The sequence below is a fragment of the Variovorax sp. 160MFSha2.1 genome, from assembly GCF_048305075.1.
GTDB classification, from domain to species: Bacteria; Pseudomonadota; Gammaproteobacteria; order Burkholderiales; family Burkholderiaceae_C; genus Variovorax; species Variovorax guangxiensis.
This window is the reverse complement of record NZ_CP157624.1, coordinates 6,174,836-6,191,694: the sequence shown is the minus strand read 5'-3', so window position 1 is coordinate 6,191,694 and position 16,859 is coordinate 6,174,836. Positions and strand designations below refer to the sequence as shown.

At 67.0% G+C, this 16,859-nt stretch carries 20 protein-coding genes; 13 read left to right on the top strand and 7 right to left on the bottom strand.

From position 1 onward, the window contains the following. The first annotated feature begins 10 nt into the window (after positions 1 to 10). The 3 genes from ABL838_RS28535 to ABL838_RS28525 all read left to right on the top strand — a co-directional run bounded on the left by ABL838_RS28535 (position 11) and on the right by ABL838_RS28525 (position 3,284). Positions 11 to 1,891 carry a LysM peptidoglycan-binding domain-containing protein gene (locus ABL838_RS28535; protein WP_418123032.1) on the top strand — a complete coding sequence of 627 codons (1,881 nt, stop codon included), beginning with the start codon at positions 11 to 13 and terminating at the stop codon, positions 1,889 to 1,891. Next, the gene (locus ABL838_RS28530) at positions 1,888 to 2,442 is read left to right on the top strand and encodes a hypothetical protein (protein WP_418123029.1); all 555 of its coding nucleotides are present in this window, start codon (positions 1,888 to 1,890) and stop codon (positions 2,440 to 2,442) included. Before ABL838_RS28535 ends, ABL838_RS28530 begins: the two co-directional genes overlap by 4 nt. A 113-nt stretch (positions 2,443 to 2,555) precedes the next feature. Further along, positions 2,556 to 3,284: a glutathione S-transferase family protein gene (locus ABL838_RS28525; protein ID WP_126025776.1), complete on the top strand. Its 729-nt coding sequence runs from the start codon at positions 2,556 to 2,558 to the stop codon at positions 3,282 to 3,284. Here ABL838_RS28525 and rsmI read toward each other — a convergent pair. Beyond that, positions 3,281 to 4,231: a 16S rRNA (cytidine(1402)-2'-O)-methyltransferase gene (rsmI, locus tag ABL838_RS28520; protein ID WP_126025777.1), complete on the bottom strand. Its 951-nt coding sequence runs from the start codon at positions 4,229 to 4,231 to the stop codon at positions 3,281 to 3,283. The two genes, ABL838_RS28525 and rsmI, sit on opposite strands and share 4 nt — an antisense overlap. Before the next feature lie 69 nt (positions 4,232 to 4,300). Between rsmI and ABL838_RS28515 the strand changes: the two genes are divergently transcribed. From ABL838_RS28515 to ABL838_RS28505, 3 genes are all read left to right on the top strand, one after another. Next, entirely contained in the window at positions 4,301 to 4,678 is a 378-nt protein-coding gene (locus tag ABL838_RS28515) for a YraN family protein (RefSeq protein WP_126025778.1), read from the top strand. A gap of 85 nt (positions 4,679 to 4,763) precedes the next feature. Next, a complete protein-coding gene (locus ABL838_RS28510) occupies positions 4,764 to 5,375 on the top strand; it encodes an SIS domain-containing protein (RefSeq protein WP_126025779.1) in 612 nt (203 codons plus the stop codon). After that, a complete protein-coding gene (locus tag ABL838_RS28505) occupies positions 5,372 to 6,193 on the top strand; it encodes a BON domain-containing protein (RefSeq protein WP_418123028.1) in 822 nt (273 codons plus the stop codon). The genes ABL838_RS28510 and ABL838_RS28505 overlap by 4 nt, the downstream gene beginning before the upstream one ends. Before the next feature lie 54 nt (positions 6,194 to 6,247). On the opposite strand, the gene ABL838_RS28500 is transcribed toward ABL838_RS28505, so the two are convergent. From ABL838_RS28500 to ABL838_RS28490, 3 genes are all read right to left on the bottom strand, one after another. After that, on the bottom strand, positions 6,248 to 7,156 hold the full coding sequence (locus tag ABL838_RS28500; RefSeq protein ID WP_418123027.1) for an NAD(P)-dependent oxidoreductase: 909 nt from the start codon (positions 7,154 to 7,156) through the stop codon (positions 6,248 to 6,250). 64 nt (positions 7,157 to 7,220) lie between these two features. Next, positions 7,221 to 8,357, bottom strand: a complete 1,137-nt coding sequence (locus ABL838_RS28495) for a PilT/PilU family type 4a pilus ATPase (protein ID WP_126025782.1) — start codon at positions 8,355 to 8,357, stop codon at positions 7,221 to 7,223. A gap of 28 nt (positions 8,358 to 8,385) precedes the next feature. Then, positions 8,386 to 9,429: a type IV pilus twitching motility protein PilT gene (locus tag ABL838_RS28490; protein WP_093206426.1), complete on the bottom strand. Its 1,044-nt coding sequence runs from the start codon at positions 9,427 to 9,429 to the stop codon at positions 8,386 to 8,388. 51 nt (positions 9,430 to 9,480) lie between these two features. Here ABL838_RS28490 and ABL838_RS28485 point away from each other — a divergent pair, with 51 nt between their 5' ends. Then, positions 9,481 to 10,185 carry a YggS family pyridoxal phosphate-dependent enzyme gene (locus ABL838_RS28485; RefSeq protein WP_418125924.1) on the top strand — a complete coding sequence of 235 codons (705 nt, stop codon included), beginning with the start codon at positions 9,481 to 9,483 and terminating at the stop codon, positions 10,183 to 10,185. A 10-nt stretch (positions 10,186 to 10,195) separates the two neighbouring features. Here the strand turns inward: ABL838_RS28485 and ABL838_RS28480 are convergent, their stop codons facing one another. From ABL838_RS28480 to ABL838_RS28470, 3 genes are all read right to left on the bottom strand, one after another. Further along, positions 10,196 to 10,663 (bottom strand): Lrp/AsnC ligand binding domain-containing protein, encoded by a 468-nt coding sequence (locus ABL838_RS28480; protein ID WP_019657564.1) that lies wholly within the window; start codon positions 10,661 to 10,663, stop codon positions 10,196 to 10,198. A gap of 143 nt (positions 10,664 to 10,806) precedes the next feature. After that, on the bottom strand, positions 10,807 to 11,265 hold the full coding sequence (locus ABL838_RS28475; protein WP_126025784.1) for a hypothetical protein: 459 nt from the start codon (positions 11,263 to 11,265) through the stop codon (positions 10,807 to 10,809). Between the two features lie 126 nt (positions 11,266 to 11,391). Then, positions 11,392 to 11,718 (bottom strand): DUF4148 domain-containing protein, encoded by a 327-nt coding sequence (locus tag ABL838_RS28470; RefSeq protein ID WP_418123026.1) that lies wholly within the window; start codon positions 11,716 to 11,718, stop codon positions 11,392 to 11,394. Between the two features lie 230 nt (positions 11,719 to 11,948). Here ABL838_RS28470 and ABL838_RS28465 point away from each other — a divergent pair, with 230 nt between their 5' ends. From ABL838_RS28465 to ABL838_RS28440, 6 genes are all read left to right on the top strand, one after another. After that, entirely contained in the window at positions 11,949 to 13,223 is a 1,275-nt protein-coding gene (locus ABL838_RS28465; RefSeq protein WP_418123025.1) for a Glu/Leu/Phe/Val family dehydrogenase, read from the top strand. Positions 13,224 to 13,259: 36 nt separating this feature from the next. Further along, positions 13,260 to 13,922 carry a nucleoside/nucleotide kinase family protein gene (locus ABL838_RS28460; protein ID WP_418118133.1) on the top strand — a complete coding sequence of 221 codons (663 nt, stop codon included), beginning with the start codon at positions 13,260 to 13,262 and terminating at the stop codon, positions 13,920 to 13,922. Between the two features lie 95 nt (positions 13,923 to 14,017). Continuing rightward, positions 14,018 to 14,746, top strand: coding sequence for a DUF2242 domain-containing protein (locus ABL838_RS28455; protein ID WP_418123024.1), 729 nt, complete (start codon positions 14,018 to 14,020; stop codon positions 14,744 to 14,746). Between the two features lie 43 nt (positions 14,747 to 14,789). Then, the gene (locus tag ABL838_RS28450) at positions 14,790 to 15,260 is read left to right on the top strand and encodes a MarR family winged helix-turn-helix transcriptional regulator (RefSeq protein ID WP_418123022.1); all 471 of its coding nucleotides are present in this window, start codon (positions 14,790 to 14,792) and stop codon (positions 15,258 to 15,260) included. Next, positions 15,257 to 16,258 (top strand): FUSC family protein, encoded by a 1,002-nt coding sequence (locus tag ABL838_RS28445; RefSeq protein ID WP_418123020.1) that lies wholly within the window; start codon positions 15,257 to 15,259, stop codon positions 16,256 to 16,258. Before ABL838_RS28450 ends, ABL838_RS28445 begins: the two co-directional genes overlap by 4 nt. A 73-nt stretch (positions 16,259 to 16,331) precedes the next feature. Next, a complete protein-coding gene (locus ABL838_RS28440) occupies positions 16,332 to 16,850 on the top strand; it encodes an RDD family protein (RefSeq protein WP_418123019.1) in 519 nt (172 codons plus the stop codon). The last annotated feature ends 9 nt before the right edge of the window (positions 16,851 to 16,859 follow it).

The window sequence follows — 16,859 nt, the reverse complement described above, 5'->3', positions numbered from 1 at the left end:
AAACACCCGCATGTCCAGACTGATATCTGCAACCTACCACCCCAACATCGAAGTCGCCGAATTCATCTGCGAAGACGGCCGTCACCTGCTGCGCTCGGGCGGAACGCTGCCGTGGCGCATCAACAATCCCGGCGACCTGACTGCCAGGAAGGTCGACGGCGTGCCTGCACCCAGGAAAGCAAAGGGCTACATCGGATTCGCCACCACCAGATCGGGCAGGACCTTCCTGATCTTTCCCGACGAAGACGCGGGGCGAGAGGAATTGAAGGCCAACTTGAAGCGCCTGCATGGCGACAGGACGATCCCGGAAGCCATTCCCATCTACGCCCCGAAGAAGGAAAACGACACGGAAAAATATGTGCGCGATCTGCTCAAGACCAGTGGCATTCCGGCCGGCAGAAAAATCGGCGAGTGCAGCGACGCCGAACTCGAAAAGATCGTGAGCAGCATCGCGGAGATCGAGGGGTTTCACGCCAACGCCGACACGCGGAAGGAAACCTGGGTTGCCGTGAGCAGGATCAACGCGACCGACGGCAGCCAGCCATTGCCCGGCACGGAGATCATTCTTCAAAGAGGAGGCAAGGAGGAAACCGTCAAGTCCGATGCCGCAGGGCGATTCCCTCCTGTGATTCACCCCGCCGACAAGTCGGCCGTGCACGTCAAGGTGGCAGATCCGAAGAGCAGGGAGGCCGTGACGGTCGGAACCATCGAGGGCGACGTCGGAAAGGATTTCAACCTGCTGGCGAGATTCAAGAGGTGGAAGGGCGTCGCCGGCTCGGAAAAGATCAACAGCTCGACCCATGGGCAGAGAAAGCCCATGAGCTATGTCGTCCAGCCGGGCGACAGCCTCTGGAAGATCGCGAAGCTGTATCGCACCAGCGTGGAAGCCATCAGGGAGGCCAACGAGCGGGGGCACGACAGGATCTATCCCGGTGAGGTGCTGTTGATTGCGGGGAGCGGCAAGACCAAGTCGGGTCACAGGCCTTCAACTGCTCCTCCTCCCGGCATGGCCGCCGCCAAGCCACCGGCTGCGAGTGCGCCGCCAAGCCCGGCAGCGCTGTCGAGGCCAAAAGTGGTCTCTCCTCCGCCGCCTCCCGCTCCATCCGGAATCAGGCCATCGGACTCGGAGCGGTCGAAGGAAGGCGAAGGGAAGGTTCTGGCGCTGATCAATCCGGTCCCGGGGCGGGCTCCTTGGATGCCCGTCGCGATTGCGGAAGCGAAGCTCAGGCGGGGCGAACTCGAAATCACGCTCCAAGACAAGATCAATTACCACGTCGAGGTGGACGACGGACTCAAGGCCTTGGACGGCCCCAGCAATGCGTGGTGCGCCGCGTTTGTGAACTGGTGCCTGATGCAGGCGAAATATCCAATTGAAAACCTTGGCTATCCCAATCGCAAGGTGGCGAAAGCACGCGCGCATGGGTTTTATGAAGTCGACGGGCCAAAAGAGAAATCGGAGAAGACACCGCCCAAAGTCAGAAATCCCTTGTTCGTTGAATTGGATAGGCCGATCTATGGCGCCATCGCCATGGTCACATCGAGACAGGGGCATGGCCGGCACGTCGGGTTTGTCTATGCAAAAAGCGGTGACGAGGACTTGATCCTTCTTGGAGGCAATCAGCGGAGTCAGATCAGATTTTCCGCTTTTGCCAAAAATTTACGAACTCAGGTAATGGTGAGAAATAAAAATGGAAAAGCGGAAATAAGAAAATCCGGAAGCTCGAGTTATTTGAAATATTTCATCCCCATTGCTTACTATGAGCAAGCGAAAAAGGATCTGGTAGAGCCCGGGTTGAACGAGGCAAATGTTGTGTCGCTGAATTTGATCTTGGGAATTCCTCCGGAAAAGCCTGGAGGAAGGAAGGGAGGTTTGAGTGAAGATATTTCTTGAAAGGGTGGTCGATGTTTGGTTTTAATAAACGGTTCGTTTCGTTTTTGGCTGCTTTCCTTCTCTGGGGGTCTTCCTCGCAATCCTTCGCCGGATATAGAGACGATAGACTCGTTGTCTGGGTGAATTTGGATGAAAGCCCGGGCCGGGAGTTGATCAATAAGATAGTCAAGGATTTTGTGGAGTCAGGAAGGGTCGATGCTGAGTGCGGTGTTTCCTGGCATGAATGGGGGTCGGTGCTCTACATGAAAAAGCGTCCCCCCGGAATAACTGATGAGTTGATTAGAAAAGTGTTTATCGAAAAAGATCGAAAATCTCTTCAGTATTTGAATCGATTTTTGAAGTCTTTCAGGGACGCCGATAGAGAGATCGACGAAGGTCTGGATGGAGTCATTGTGTACTCCAAAAAGAATGGTCCGAAAATGATGAATTTCGTAACCGGCAGGAAAAAGATCAAGACTTTTGAGATGAGGCCGGGTGACGCGTCACCATCCGCCCGAGATATTGAAGATGCGTTCTGCGTGCTCCTGCCGCCCGTTACGCGTGCGCCTTAGGTTCATCCTTTTGCTCGCCCGTTGAGATCTTGGATTTGCGGAGCTTCCATGAATGGGTATCTTGCGCTTCATGCTATTGCGGGGATCGCCACACCCATGCCACCATCTTCCGCATGCCCTACCAACTCCATTACTGGCCCACCATCCAGGGCCGAGGTGAATTCGTCCGGCTCGCGCTCGAAGCTGCCGGCGCGGACTATGTCGACGTGGCGCGCTTGCCCGAGGGCGAGGGCGGTGGCGGATCCGCTCTGGGTGAGCGGCTGGACGACCCGGAGGCCGCGCGCCCTGCCTTCGCGCCGCCGTTCCTCGTCGATGGCGACATCGTGGTCGGGCAGACGGCCGCGATCCTGCTGTATCTGGGCCCCAGGCTCGGTCTGTCGGGCGTAGGCGAATCGGACGGGCTTTGGACGCACCAGCTGCAGCTCACCATCGCCGATGCGGTGGCCGAGGCGCACGACACGCACCATCCGATCTCGGTCGGCGCCTATTACGAAGACCAGCGCGACGCGGCCGTGCAGCGCGCGAAGGCCTTTCGCGAGGAGCGCATCCCGAAGTTCCTCGGCTGGTTCGAGCGCGTGCTGCAGCGCAATCCCGCGGGCAGCCAGCATCTGGTGGGCGACACGCTGACCTACGCCGACCTGTCGCTGTTCCAGCTTGTGGACGGTTTGCGCTACGCGTTTCCGAAGGCTTCGGCGCGGGCACTCTCCGCCACGCCCGCGGTGGAGAGGCTGCATGCCAACGTCAAGCGACGTCAGCGCGTGCATGACTATCTGCAGAGTCCGCGCCGTATCGCGTTCAACGAAGATGGCATCTTCAGGCGTTATGCCGAACTGGACGGCTAGTTCTGCTCCGCCTCGTCGCGGATGCGCAGCGCGGCGTCATACAGCGTATTGCGCGGGGCGCCGCTGATCTCCGCCGCCAGCTTCACGGCCGTCTTCACGGGCAGCTCCGCCAGAAGCAGGCGCAGCACGCGCTCGCCTTCGGCCCCGCCGTCACCGCTCACGGCCACGGGGTGCAGCACCAGCGCGAACTCGCCGCGCGTGCGGTCGCGGTCGGTGGCGAACCAGTCGGGCAGGGCATCCGCGGCGACGGTGGCGATTTCCTCGAACTGCTTGGTGAGCTCGCGGCCCACGGTGACGCGGCGGTCGCCCAGCGTGGCCAGGGCGCGCGCGAGATTCTCGATGCGGTGCGGTGCCTCCAGCAGCACGACCGCGCGCGGTTCCTGCGACAGCGCCTGCACGGCCGCATCGCGCTCGCCGGCCTTGCTCGGCAGGAAGCCCGCGAAGACGAAAGCGCTGCTGGCGTTGCCGTCGTGGCCGCCCTCGGCCACCAGCCCCGCCGCGCCGACCAGCGTGGTCACGCTGCTTGCGCCCGGTAGCGGCAGCACGCGTTGTCCGGCGGCGCGCACCGCGGCCGCGAGCCGCGCGCCGGGGTCGCTCACGCCGGGCGTGCCGGCGTCGCTGACGTAGGCGATACGCTCGCCCTGCGCGAGCCGAGCGACGACCGCCTGCGCCGCCTCGGCCTCGTTGTGCTGATGCACCGCCAGCAGCTGCGAGCCGGGCCGGTCGATGCCGTAGGCGCGCAGCAGGCTCTGCGTGTGGCGGGTGTCCTCGCAGGCGACGGCATCGACCAACTGCAGCACGTGCAGGGCGCGCAGCGTGATGTCGGCCAGGTTGCCGATGGGCGTGGCGACGACGTAGAGCGTGCCCTGCGGATAATGCTGCGCACCCGCGGCGTCATGAGCTGCCGCGAGGGCTGCGCCGAAAGAGGCGGGAGCGAGTGAAGCCAAGGGGTTTCTCCGTCGAAACGAACAGGCAGCAGGAAAAAGAAGACTCTCGAGAGCCGGCCAGGGAGGGCCATGAAGACCGACACCACAACGAAGCATCGGGGCGATGCGGCGGAAGACGCCGCGCTCGACCACCTGCGGGACGCGGGCCTCGTGCTGCTCGCCCGCAATTATCGGACGCCCGGGCGCGGCGGCGGCGAGATCGACCTGATCATGCGCGATCCGCGCCCGTCGCCCACGGGCACGCTGGTGTTCGTGGAGGTGCGCCATCGCAGTTCCGGCACGCACGGCGGCGCGGGTGGCAGCATCACGGGGCTGAAGCAGCGGCGCATCGTGTTCGCCGCGCAGCACTACCTGAGCCGGCTGCGCACGGTGCCGCCGTGCCGCTTCGACGTGGTGCTGGTCGAAGAGAAGATCACGTGGCTGCGGGCAGCCTTCGACGCCGGTTGACGAGCAGTTCGAGGAACTGAAGCCTCGATGAGTGCTCCACATCTCGAACGTCTTGTTTCACAGCCCCCAGTTATCATCCCGCCCCATGCTCGAGCAACGGATTCAGCAGCACTTCATCGACAGTGCCGACCTCAAGTACCAGACCGGGCCGGTCCTCAGCAAACCCATCTCCCAAGCGATGCAGGCCATCCTCGCCTGCGTGACCAGCGGCGGCAAGGTGCTCGCCTGCGGCGCAGGCGTGTCGGGCCTTCTGGCGGCCCAGTTCGCCGCGCAGTTCGTGGGCCGCTTCGAACGCGAGCGGCCCGAGCTCGGCGCCATCGCGCTGCCCGGCGATGCCACCGACCCCGCCGCCGACAGTGCCGACGCGGCTGATGCCGACCGCTTCGCCCGCCAGGTGCGCGCGCTCGGCCAGGCCGGCGACGTGCTGCTCGCGTTGAGCGTCAGTGGCCAGTCGGCCCCGGTGCTGGCGGCGGTGACCGCGGCGCACGAGCGCGACATGACCGTGGTCGCGCTGCTGGGCAACGCGGCATCGGGCGCCGGCGGCGCCATCGGCCGCGCGCTGCGCGAGACCGACGTCCAGATCAGCGTGCCGCACGAGCGTGCGGCGCGCATCCACGAGATCCACCAGATCGCGCTGCATTGCCTGTGCGACGGCGTGGACGCCCAGTTACTCGGAGAACAGGAAGCTTCCTCATGACCTTGACGACCATGACGACGACGACATCGACCCAGCGTTTCGCTCTCGCCCTGACACTGGGCGCCGCAATGGTTGCCGGCCTCTCCGCCTGCGTGCCGCTCGTCGTGGGCGGCGCGGCCGTGGTGGGCGTGGGCATGGTGGCCACCGACCGCCGCAGCTCGGGCGCCCAGCTCGACGACCAGGGCATCGAGCTGCGTGCCGCGGCCCGCGTGCGCGACATCGCCAACGACCAGATGTACGTCAGCGTGACCAGCTACAACCGCCAGGTGCTGCTGACCGGCGCCGTGGGCAGCGATGCCGACCGCCGCCGCGTCGAAGACGAGGTGAGCCGCATCGTGAACGTGCGCTCGGTGGTCAACGAGCTGACCGTCGGTTCCTCCAGCACCTTCCAGGACCGTTCGAACGACCTCTACATCACCGGCAAGGTGAAGGCCTCGCTGCTCGACGCCAAGGACATCTTCGCGAACTCCTTCAAGGTGGTGACCGAGCGCGGCGTGGTCTACCTGATGGGCATCGCCACGCGGCGCGAGACCGATCGCGCGACCGAGATCACGCGCGGCGTGTCGGGCGTGGTGAAGGTGGTGCGCGTGGTCGAGGTCGTGAGCGAAGCCGATCTGGCGGCCAGCCAGGCGGCGAATCAGGCTGCCGCGCAGCGCGGTGGCACGGGGCCGGCGCCGGTGACTTCGGCAACGCCGTCCGCGCCCTCGTCGTCTTCCACCTCGCGCGTGCCGCTGCCGCCGATGGAGCCGTTGCCCCCCGCGGGCTCGTCGACGCCGGCGCCTTCCTCGAACGGCGTGACGACCTCGCCGGTGCGCTGAAGATCCGGCACGCCAAGACAGGAAAGCCCGCTGATGCGGGCTTTCTTCATTGCGTCACTTGAGTCGCGTGATGAGGCTCGAGGTGTCCCAGCGCCGGCCACCGGCCTGCTGCACGTCGGCGTAGAACTGGTCGACCAGCGCCGTCACCGGCACGCGCGCGCCGTTGCGCTTGGCTTCGTCGAGCACCAGGCCCAGGTCCTTGCGCATCCAGTCGACCGCGAAGCCGTAGTCGAACTTGCCTTCGATCATGGTCTTGCCGCGGTTCTCCATTTGCCAGCTCTGGGCCGCGCCCTTGCTGATGACGCCCAGCACCGCTTCCATGTCGAGGCCGGCGCGCTGCCCGAAGGCGATGGCTTCCGACAGGCCCTGCACCAGGCCCGCGATGGCGATCTGGTTGACCATTTTCGCGAGCTGGCCGGCGCCGCTCTCGCCCAGCAGCGTGACTGCGCGCGAGAACGCCATGGCCACCGGCTTGATGCGCTCGAAGACCGCCGCGTCGCCGCCGCACATCACGGTGAGCGCGCCGTTCTGCGCGCCGGCCTGGCCGCCCGAGACGGGGGCGTCGATGAAGTGCAGGCCCAGCGCCTGCGCTGCCTTGGAGAGCTCGCGCGCCACGTCGGCCGAGGCGGTGGTGTGGTCGACCAGCGCCGCGCCCTTCTTCATGCCGGCGAAGGCGCCGTCGTCGCCCAGCACCACCGAGCGCAGATCGTCGTCGTTGCCGACGCAGCAGAACACGATGTCGGCGCCGGCGGCCGCTTCGCGCGGGGTGGCGGCGTGGCGGCCGGGCGGGCCGAATTCCTCGGCCCAGGCCTGCGCCTTGGCGGCGGTGCGGTTGTAGACCGTGACGCTGTGGCCGGCCCTGGCCAGGTGGCCGGCCATCGGGCCGCCCATGACGCCGAGGCCGAGGAAGGCCACGGTCCGCGCGGGGATGGATTCGTAGGTGCGGGGGTTGATGCTGCTCATGGGGCGACAGCTTAAGGCCATTCCGCCGCAGGCGCCGTGCGGCGGAGGCCGGCCTCCCGCGGCCTCAGACGATCGCGAAGTGCTCCGTGCCCGCCGCCAGGTCGGTGCTGCGCGCGCGCTGGCTGTTGAGCTTGATCTGCAGCCGCAGGTCGTTGGCCGAGTCGGCGTTGCGGATGGCGTCCTCGAAGCTGATCGAGTGGCTCTCGAAGAGGTCGAACAGCGCCTGGTCGAAGGTCTGCATGCCCAGGTTGCGGCTCTTGCGCATGATTTCCTTGATCTCGCCCACCTCGCCCTTGAAGATCAGGTCGGAAATCAGCGGCGTGTTCAGCAGCACTTCCACCGCGGCCACGCGGCCCAGGCCGTCTTCCGTCGGCACCAGCCGTTGCGAAACCAGCGAGCGCAGGTTCAGCGACAGGTCCATCAGCAGCTGCGCGCGGCGTTCTTCGGGGAAGAAGTTGATGATCCGGTCCAGCGCCTGGTTGGCGCTGTTGGCGTGCAGCGTGGCCATGCACAGGTGGCCCGTTTCGGCGAAAGCCACGGCGTGCTCCATGGTTTCGCGGTCGCGGATTTCGCCCATCAGAATGACGTCCGGCGCCTGGCGCAGCGTGTTCTTCAGCGCGGCTTCCCAGCTGTCGGTGTCGATGCCCACTTCGCGCTGCGTCACCACGCAGTTCTTGTGCGGATGCACGAATTCGACCGGGTCTTCCACCGTCACGATGTGGCCGTAGGAGTTCTCGTTGCGCCAGTCGATCATCGCCGCCAGCGTGGTCGACTTGCCCGAGCCCGTGGCGCCCACCAGGATGCACAGGCCGCGCTTGGTCATCGACACGTCCTTCAGCACCTGCGGCATGCCCAGGCCGTCGATGGTCGGCAGCTTCGCGGGAATGGTCCGCAGCACCATGCCGACCTTGCCCTGCTGCACGAACGCGTTCACGCGGAAGCGGCCGATGCCGGTGGGCGAGATCGCGAAGTTGCATTCCTTGGTGCGCTCGAACTCCGCCGTCTGGCGGTCGTTCATGATCGAGCGGGTCAGCGCCAGCGTGTGCGGCGCGCCCAGCGCCTGCTGCGAAACCTTGGTGACCTTGCCGTCGACCTTGATGGCCGGCGGGAAGTCGGCGGTGATGAACAGGTCGCTGCCGTTGCGGCTCACCATGAGCTTGAGCAGGTCGTTGATGAACTGGCTGGCTTGATCGCGTTCCATGATGTCTTTGCTCCGGGAGGGCCTGGGGTCAGCCGGGGAAGTTCTCGGGGATCTTGGCTTTCCCGCGGGCTTCCGCTGCCGAGATGGTATTGCGGCGCACCAGTTCCGTCAGGTTCTGGTCCAGCGTCTGCATGCCCGAGCCCTGGCCGGTCTGGATGGTGGAGTACATCTGCGCCACCTTGGCCTCGCGGATCAGGTTGCGGATGGCCGGGGTGCCCAGCATGATCTCGTGCGCCGCCACGCGGCCCTGGCCGTCCTTTGTCTTGCACAGCGTCTGCGAGATCACGGCCTGCAGCGACTCCGAGAGCATGGCGCGGATCATTTCCTTCTCTTCGCCCGGGAACACGTCGATGATCCGGTCGATGGTCTTGGCGGCCGAGGAGGTGTGCAGCGTGCCGAACACCAGGTGGCCCGTTTCCGCGGCGGTCATGGCCAGGCGGATGGTTTCGAGGTCGCGCAGCTCGCCCACCAGGATGGCGTCGGGGTCTTCGCGCAGCGCGGAGCGCAGGGCGTTGGAGAACGACAGTGTCATCGGTCCCACCTCGCGCTGGTTGATCAGGCACTTCTTCGACTCGTGCACGAATTCGATCGGGTCTTCCACCGTGAGGATGTGGCCGTACTCGTTCTCGTTGAGGTAGTTGATCATCGCCGCCAGCGTGGTCGACTTGCCCGAGCCCGTGGGGCCCGTCACCAGCACCAGCCCGCGCGGCTTGAGCGCCAGTTCACCGAAAATCTTCGGCGCGTTCAGCTGCTCGAGCGTGAGGATCTTGGACGGAATGGTCCGGAACACCGCGGCCGCGCCGCGTGCCTGGTTGAAGGCGTTCACCCGGAAGCGCGCGAGGCCGTCGATCTCGAAGGAGAAGTCGACCTCCAGGAACTCTTCGTAGTGCTTGCGGTGCGTGTCGCTCATGATGTCGTACACCATGGCGTGCACGCCCTTGTGGTCGAGCGCGTCGACGTTGATGCGGCGCACGTCGCCGTTGACGCGGATCATGGGCGGCAGGCCCGCGGAAAGGTGCAGGTCGGAGGCTTTGTTCTTGACGCTGAACGCCAGCAGTTGGGTGATGTCCACGGGGCTCCTCGGCTCGGGTTTCGTGACGTTTTGATACGATTTTGGACGATTATGACGATGATTGGCGACGACCTCCAGCAAGTAAACAACCGGATCGCGAAGGCATGTGTAACGGCCGGCCGCGACCCGGCCGGAGTGCGCCTTCTGGCGGTGTCCAAGACCTTCGGCCCCGAGGCCGTGCGCGAGGCGCATGCGGCGGGCCAGTCGGCCTTCGGCGAGAACTACGTGCAGGAGGGGCTGGACAAGATCGAAGCACTCGCCGACCTGCGTTCTTCCCTCGAATGGCACTGCATCGGGCCGCTCCAGAGCAACAAGACGCGGCCCGTGGCCGAGCACTTCGATTGGGTCCACAGCGTCGACAGATTGAAGATCGCCGAGCGTCTTTCGGCCCAGCGGCCGGCGCATCTGCCGCCGCTGAATGTATGCCTTCAGGTTAATGTTGACGGCGGCGCCAACAAGTCCGGCGTGCCTCCGGAGGAGGCGCTCGCGCTGGCGCGCGCTGTGGCGGCTTTGCCACAACTTCGGCTGCGCGGGCTGATGGCGATTCCCGAGCCGGCGACCGGCTTCGAGGCGCAACGCGAGCTGTGCCTGCGCGCGCATGCGGTGTACCAGTCGATCCGCGACGCGGGCATCGCGCTCGACACACTCTCGCTGGGCATGAGCGGCGATCTCGAAGCCGCCATCAGCGCCGGCAGCACGATGGTGCGAGTAGGCACCGCGATCTTCGGCGGCCGCAACTACGCCAAGCCGGCCTGACAGGCCCGGCTCACACCCCCAGCGGCAGCCGCGCGCTGTTCTTCACTTCTTCCATCACCGCATAGGTCCGCGTTTCGCGCACGCCGGGCAGTTGCCACAGCACGGTGCCCGCGAACTCGCGGTAGGCGGCCATGTCGGCCATGCGGGTCTTGAGCAGGTAGTCGAAGCCGCCGGCGACCATGTGGCATTCCATGATCTCGTCGCGCACCTGCACCGCGGCCTTGAACTGGTCGAACACGTTGGGCGTGGTGCGGTCGAGCAGCACCTCGACGAAGACGGTGAAGCCGCGGCCCAGCTTGTGCGGATCGAGCCGCGCCTCATAGCCCTGGATGAACCCGTCGCGCGTGAGCCGCTGCACCCGCGCCAGCACAGCCGTGGGCGAAAGCGCCACCGCCTCGGCGAGCTTGAGGTTGGTGATGCGGCCGTCTTCCTGAAGGATCTTCAGCAGACGCAGATCGATGCGGTCCAGGTCGAGCATCGGAGGATTATCCGGCTCGGGCATCGATTCGTGGCAAAAGATGCGGGTTATGGAGGCAGGCTATAGGAGATAGAACCAAGGAACTGCCGCCGGCCTACCCTCGCTTACCCAAGGAGCGAAGGGGCCGAGGCATTCCATCCCCGTCAGCGTAGCTGGGTCTGCGGTTGCGCGGCCGCTTGCTGGTTCTTCAGTTGGTCGACGAGTGCGCTGTAGGCAGGGCTCGCGCGCAGTCGTGCGTACTCGGCGGCGGCCTCGCGGTAGCCGGGCCTCATCGTGTCGGCACCGGCCTCGCCGCTCTGCCTGGCCGCCAGGCCCGAGCGGATCCACAGCTGCGTGTCGGCAGCCACCGCGGCGCGGGAGTTGGCCGACACCACCACCGCCTGCTGCTCGTAGCCGCTGGTGTAGCCCTGCGTGGGCGCGGTCTTCAGCCACTGCACCGCGTCGGCGGTCACGGCGGCGCGTGTGGTCGAGGAGACCAGCGGCGCGGGACGCGGATCGCCCTCGGCGTAGTTGCCGGCGAAGCTCGGCGCGGCGATCGTGCCCAGCAGGGCGGCGAGGGCGGCGGTGCCGATCAGACGGGTGGCGGAAGCTTGCTTGCTCATTCGTTACTCCTTGATGTGTGACGTCGGTTGGTTTGCCATGGTTGGTGAAGCCAACTCTACGAAGCGGATCTGCTGGGTCGATAACCCGTCGATGACGTTTCTGTCATCTACGGATGTGGCGCATGCCTATCGCTCGCCCGAGGGGATCGTTCCCGCCCGCATCGCCTTGATGGCCTCGGCCTCCACCGCTTCGCGCGTGGCGGGCTGGCCGGTGCGCGCGGCAGGCCAGGGCGCGCCGCGGCTCACGTTGTTCCAGGCGGGCTGCTTCTGCGCCGTTGCCAGCTCTGCCACGACCCTGTCGCGCGACGGATCCTGCTTCGCGTGATCGGGATAGCGCGTCACGCCGGCCTCGTTGGGGGCGAAGTGGTATTCGCCCGCGGCGGACGCTGCCAGCGGAGTCAGCGCGACGGCGGCGAGAAGGGAGGAAGAAACAAGAATCTTGCGGTGCGGCATGGTCGGTATCTCCTGGTTGTCCGTCGTCGCCGGGATGGCGCGACCATGCCAATCTAGGAAGCGAGCCGGTCAACCTCCGCACGCCGCGATTACATCGGCGCAATGTCGACCCGGCAGGCCAGCCAACCTCTCTTGCATAACCGCCTCCGCGGCGCGCATAAGCCATGGCGCAACGCGCGGCGGAGGTCTATCGTTGCGGCCACCCTAACAAACCAAGCAAGGGAACTCATATGAGCGAACAACTCTCCTTCGTCAGTCCTACAGCCAACAGCCCGTGGGGCACCTATCTCTCGCAGGTCGACCGCGTCGTGCCGTACCTCGGCCCGCTGGCCCGCTGGGTCGAAACCCTCAAGCGCCCCAAGCGCGCGCTCATCGTCGACGTGCCCATCGAGATGGACGACGGCACCATCGCCCACTTCGAGGGCTACCGCGTGCAGCACAACATGAGCCGCGGCCCGGGCAAGGGCGGCATCCGCTTCCATCCCGACGTCACGCTCGAAGAAGTGATGGCCCTGTCGGCCTGGATGACCATCAAGACGGCCGCCGTGAACCTGCCGTACGGCGGCGCCAAGGGCGGCATCCGCGTCGACCCGAAGAAACTCTCGCCGCAGGAGCTCGAGAAAGTCACCCGCCGCTACACCAGCGAGATCGGCATCATCATCGGCCCGCACACCGACATCCCCGCGCCCGACGTCAACACCAACGCACAGATCATGGCGTGGATGATGGACACCTACTCGATGAACGTCGGCGGCACCGCCACCGGCGTCGTCACCGGCAAGCCCCTGCACCTGGGCGGCTCGCTGGGCCGCGTGAAGGCCACCGGCCGCGGCGTGTTCGTCACCGGCCGCGAAGCCGCGCGCCGCCTCGGCATGGACCTGCGCGGCGCGCGCATCGCGGTGCAGGGCTTCGGCAACGTGGGCTCCGTCGCGGCCGAACTCTTCGCCGAAGCCGGCGCCAAGATCGTCGCCGTGCAGGACCACACCGGCACCATCGTCAACAGCAACGGCCTCGACCTCGCCAAGCTCGTGCCCATCTCGCGCACTGACGGCGTGGTCGGCTTCAAGGCCGGCGGCGACATCGTGCCGAACGAGGACTTCTGGAACACGCCCTGCGACATCCTCATTCCGGCTGCCCTCGAAGGCCAGCTCACCGCCGAGCGCGCGCAGAAGACCACCGCCAAGCTCGTGCTCGAAGGCGCCAACGGCCCCACCGTGCCGCAGGCCGACGACATCCTCGCCGAGCGCGGCGTGCTGGTGGTGCCCGACGTGATCTGCAATGCCGGCGGCGTGACGGTCAGCTATTTCGAATGGGTGCAGGACTTCTCGTCCTTCTTCTGGGACGAGGACGAGATCAACGTGCGCCTCGACCGCATCATGATGAACGCGCTCAACCACATCTGGGACACGGCCGACAAGCACAAGATCACGCTGCGCACCGCAACTTACGCGGTGGCCTGCGAACGCATCCTGATGGCTCGCCAGGAGCGCGGCCTGTATCCCTGATGCTTTTTTGACGGAAGGAAAAGCTACGCTCGGGGGATGACCACTTCCCCCGCGCAGAACCTTCCCCCGCTTCCAGCACTTCCCCCTGAAAGCGCCGCCCGCCTGCAGGCCCTGATGGCCAGCGGGCAGCGGCGGCTGCTGGGGCTCGTCGGCGCGCCCGGCGCGGGCAAGTCGACGCTCGCGGCGGCGCTCCTGCAGGCGGTGGGCGCGGAGCGTGCCCAGGTCGTTCCCATGGACGGCTTCCATCTGGCCAACGTCGAGCTGCAACGGCTCGGCCGCGCCGGCCGCAAGGGTGCTCCCGACACCTTCGACAGCGCCGGTTACGTCGCGCTGCTGCAGCGCCTGCGCGAGCAGCGGCCCGACGGGGGCATCGTCTACGCGCCCGAGTTCCGCCGCGAGATTGAGGAGCCGATCGCCGGCGCGATCGCGGTGCTGCCTTCGACGCAGCTCGTCATCACCGAAGGCAACTACCTGCTGCACGACGTGGGCCCATGGGCCGGCGCGGCGGCGATGCTGGACGAGGTCTGGTACGTGGACATCGACGACGCGGTGCGCGAGGCGCGGCTGGTGCGCCGCCACCAGCAGTTCGGCCGCAGCGCCGAAGAAGCGCGCGCCTGGGTGGAGAGCACCGATGCGCCGAACGCGCGGCTGATCGCGGCGACGCGGGTGCGCGCGCATCACGTGCTGCCCTGGTCCTGAAAATTTCGGCATTGCGGCGGGAACGCGCTTGCACGGGCGCGCTCGAAGGCTTGCCGGCAAGGCCGCCGGTTAGCATTCGCCGCTTCATGCCGTCCATGCACTCCAATTCCCTGTTCGCCATCCGTGCCCCGGTCCGTAAACCGGTTCTCGCCCTGGGCCTGCTCTGCGCCGTTCTCGTGCTCGCCGGTTGCGGCAGTAGCTCCCGCCGGGTCAACTACGAACCCGAGGCCTTCGGCTCCACCACCACCCACACCCGCGACTACGAGGCCACCGAGGCCCAGACCTGCGAGGCTGCGCGCCGTGCGCTGTTGAGCCAGGGCTACATGATCACGGCCGCCAACTCCGACCTCGTGACCGGGCGCAAGAGCTTCCAGCCTGCAGCCGAGGTGCATGTGGAAGTCGAGTTCCGCGTGGTCTGCGCGCGCGAGAGCACCCGCGGCGGCAAGACGAGCAGGAGCACCGTGGCCTTCGCCACCGCGCTGCAGGACCGCTACGGGCTCAAGAAGGTGAACAACTCGGCGAGCCTCGGCGTGGGCGCTATCGGCTCGCTCTCGCTGCCGTTCTCGGGCAGCGACGACGCGATGGTGAAAGTGGCGAGCGAGACGCTGACCGACGAGCGCTTCTACGACCGCTTCTTCGCGCTGCTCGACCGCTTCCTGGAAGGCCCGGAGGTAGAAGCCGAGGACGAGGCCGCGACCAAGCCCGAGGAAACGCCGGTCGCATCGCCGGCCCCGGTGCCCATGCCTGCGCCCGCCATCGCTCCGGCCTCCGAGCCGGCGCCGGCCGTCACCTACCCTGTGACTTCATCGCCCAACCGGGGCTGACGCCGAAAGGCCTGAATACCAAGACGCGTCTTACAATCCGGGCATGGCTTCCACCATCCCCGATACGGCGCAATGCGCCTCGCGTCTTCGCTCCTCCGTGTCGTTGCTCTCCCGCCAGCTTCGCGGCGGCAGTGCCACGCCGGAGGGGCCGAGCGTGGCCAAGCTCAGCGTGCTGGGCCAGCTTCACCGGCACGGGCCGTGCACGCCCACCGCGCTGGCGGGGTTCGAGCGCGTCAAGCTCCAGTCGCTGACCCGGCTGCTGGCCGAGCTGGAAGCCGAGGGCTGGATCGGCCGCGCGCCGCATCCGGCCGACGGGCGCCAGTGGCTGCTGTCGCTCACCCCCGAGGGCATGCGACGGCTGAAGGCGATCATGCGCACGCGCGAGGCGGCGCTGGCCGAGGCGATCGGAGCCACGCTCGATGAAGGCCAGCGCGCCCTGCTGCTCGAAGCCTGCGGGCTGATCGACAGCATTTCGGCCGCGCTCGACGGCGGCGCGAAGCCTCCCGGGCCATGAACGGCACGCGCGCGCTGCAACGCCTCGCCGACCCCTGGCGCAACGGCCGCTGGCGTCCCGGCGTGCAGCTCGCCGCGGCGGTGGCCATCGCATGGTGCGCCGCTACCGCGCTGCATCTGCCCGAGAGCTTCTGGGCCGTGATGAGCGTGCTGATCGTCATGCGCCCGAGCGCCGGTTCCACGCTCGACGCCGGCTGGGACCGCGTGCGCGGCACCGCGGCTGGCGCGCTGGCCGGCATGGCGGGCGTCTGGCTGCAGCATCACGGCGCACAGCCGATCGCGACCACGCTGGCCCTCGTCGTACTGCTCGCTTTCGCCAGCGCCTCGGTGCCGGGCATGCGCAGCGCGCCGGTGGCGGCACTCATCATCCTGTCTGCCGGCGGCATTCCCGGCCATTCGCCGCTGCAGGTGGCGCTGCTGCGCATGGTGCAGATCGGCATCGGCGTGGGCGTGGCGCTGGTGGTCTCGACGGTGATGTCGGAGTACCACGCGGGCGCGCGTTTCGACGAGGGCTGCGCGGCGCTGCTGCGCGGCATCGCAAGGCGCATGTCCGCCTCGCGCCGTCCCATCGATGCCGGGGAGATCGAGCGCATCCAGGCAGGTACGCGCGCCGCGCTGGTCCGCCTGGGGGCGCTCGCCGGCAGCGCCGACCTCGAAGCGCGATGGTGGCGCCGGGGCGGCACGAGCGGCAGCTATCGCGACAAGGCCCGGCTGGCGGCGCGCATCTTCCAGGACGCCACGGTGCTCGACCGCGTGTTCCGCCTGGCGCCCGGCACGCGGGCCGAAGCCGCGCAGGCGGCCGGCGCGGCCATCGCGGGCATGGCCGACGCGCTCGAAGGCAAGCCCGCGCCGTCCGACCTGGACGAACTGGCCCGCTGCGCAGCACAGGCTTCGTCGGGCGAAGGCGCTTCGAACGCGCTGCTGGCGGCGCCGCTGAACCTGCTGCTCGACGACCTGCGGCGCCTGCAAACCACGCTCGCCGCGCGCCCGCCGGCTTAGCCGGCCGGCCGGAGCGGGCATCGAACCGCCCTAGAATCTTCCGAAAATTCATTCGTTTCGGAGAGGGACGGGCATGGAAGACCAGTCGCAGGACGCGCGCTACGCGCCTCCGCAATCCCATGTGGAAGACGTGGTGCAGCCGGGCGGGGGCCAGTCGGGCGAGCTCGCATCGCGCGGCACGCGCTTTCTCGCCGCGATGCTCGACGCGGGCATCTCCATCGTGGCGATCTGGCTCCTCGCGAAGTTCACGCCCATCAATCTCTGGGAAGCCGATGGCCTCGGCATGTGGGAGCCCCGCATCTCCAGCGCGGCCTCCGGCGTCGTCCTCTATCTCGTGCTGCACGGATATCTGCTGGCCACCCGCGGCCAGACCATCGGCAAGGCGCTTTTCAAGATCCGCATCGCGCGGCCCGACGGCTCGCAGGCGCAGATCGGCCGCATCCTCGCGCTGCGCGACGGGCCGATGTTCTTCACCAGCATCTGGCCGCTGCTCGGGCCGATCTACGTGCTGATCGACTGCCTCTTCATCTTCCGCGCGTCGCGCCGCTGCCTGCACGACCAGATCGCCGACACCGTCGTGCTGCAAGCCTGAGCCGGGCGC

Excerpts from the sequence above, each read along its gene's own strand:
- ABL838_RS28440 (WP_418123019.1), top strand. The coding sequence starts at position 16,332 with ATGGAAGACCAGTCGCAGGACGCGCGCTACGCGCCTCCGCAATCCCAT.
- ABL838_RS28510 (WP_126025779.1), top strand. The coding sequence starts at position 4,764 with ATGCTCGAGCAACGGATTCAGCAGCACTTCATCGACAGTGCCGACCTC.
- ABL838_RS28500 (WP_418123027.1), bottom strand. The coding sequence starts at position 7,156 with ATGAGCAGCATCAACCCCCGCACCTACGAATCCATCCCCGCGCGGACC.
- ABL838_RS28480 (WP_019657564.1), bottom strand. The coding sequence starts at position 10,663 with ATGCTCGACCTGGACCGCATCGATCTGCGTCTGCTGAAGATCCTTCAG.
- ABL838_RS28505 (WP_418123028.1), top strand. The coding sequence starts at position 5,372 with ATGACCTTGACGACCATGACGACGACGACATCGACCCAGCGTTTCGCT.
- ABL838_RS28525 (WP_126025776.1), top strand. The coding sequence starts at position 2,556 with ATGCCCTACCAACTCCATTACTGGCCCACCATCCAGGGCCGAGGTGAA.
- ABL838_RS28515 (WP_126025778.1), top strand. The coding sequence starts at position 4,301 with ATGAAGACCGACACCACAACGAAGCATCGGGGCGATGCGGCGGAAGAC.
- ABL838_RS28485 (WP_418125924.1), top strand. The coding sequence starts at position 9,481 with ATGACGATGATTGGCGACGACCTCCAGCAAGTAAACAACCGGATCGCG.
- ABL838_RS28470 (WP_418123026.1), bottom strand. The coding sequence starts at position 11,718 with ATGCCGCACCGCAAGATTCTTGTTTCTTCCTCCCTTCTCGCCGCCGTC.
- ABL838_RS28465 (WP_418123025.1), top strand. The coding sequence starts at position 11,949 with ATGAGCGAACAACTCTCCTTCGTCAGTCCTACAGCCAACAGCCCGTGG.
- ABL838_RS28445 (WP_418123020.1), top strand. The coding sequence starts at position 15,257 with ATGAACGGCACGCGCGCGCTGCAACGCCTCGCCGACCCCTGGCGCAAC.
- ABL838_RS28475 (WP_126025784.1), bottom strand. The coding sequence starts at position 11,265 with ATGAGCAAGCAAGCTTCCGCCACCCGTCTGATCGGCACCGCCGCCCTC.
- ABL838_RS28535 (WP_418123032.1), top strand. The coding sequence starts at position 11 with ATGTCCAGACTGATATCTGCAACCTACCACCCCAACATCGAAGTCGCC.
- ABL838_RS28460 (WP_418118133.1), top strand. The coding sequence starts at position 13,260 with ATGACCACTTCCCCCGCGCAGAACCTTCCCCCGCTTCCAGCACTTCCC.
- ABL838_RS28455 (WP_418123024.1), top strand. The coding sequence starts at position 14,018 with ATGCACTCCAATTCCCTGTTCGCCATCCGTGCCCCGGTCCGTAAACCG.
- ABL838_RS28495 (WP_126025782.1), bottom strand. The coding sequence starts at position 8,357 with ATGGAACGCGATCAAGCCAGCCAGTTCATCAACGACCTGCTCAAGCTC.
- ABL838_RS28450 (WP_418123022.1), top strand. The coding sequence starts at position 14,790 with ATGGCTTCCACCATCCCCGATACGGCGCAATGCGCCTCGCGTCTTCGC.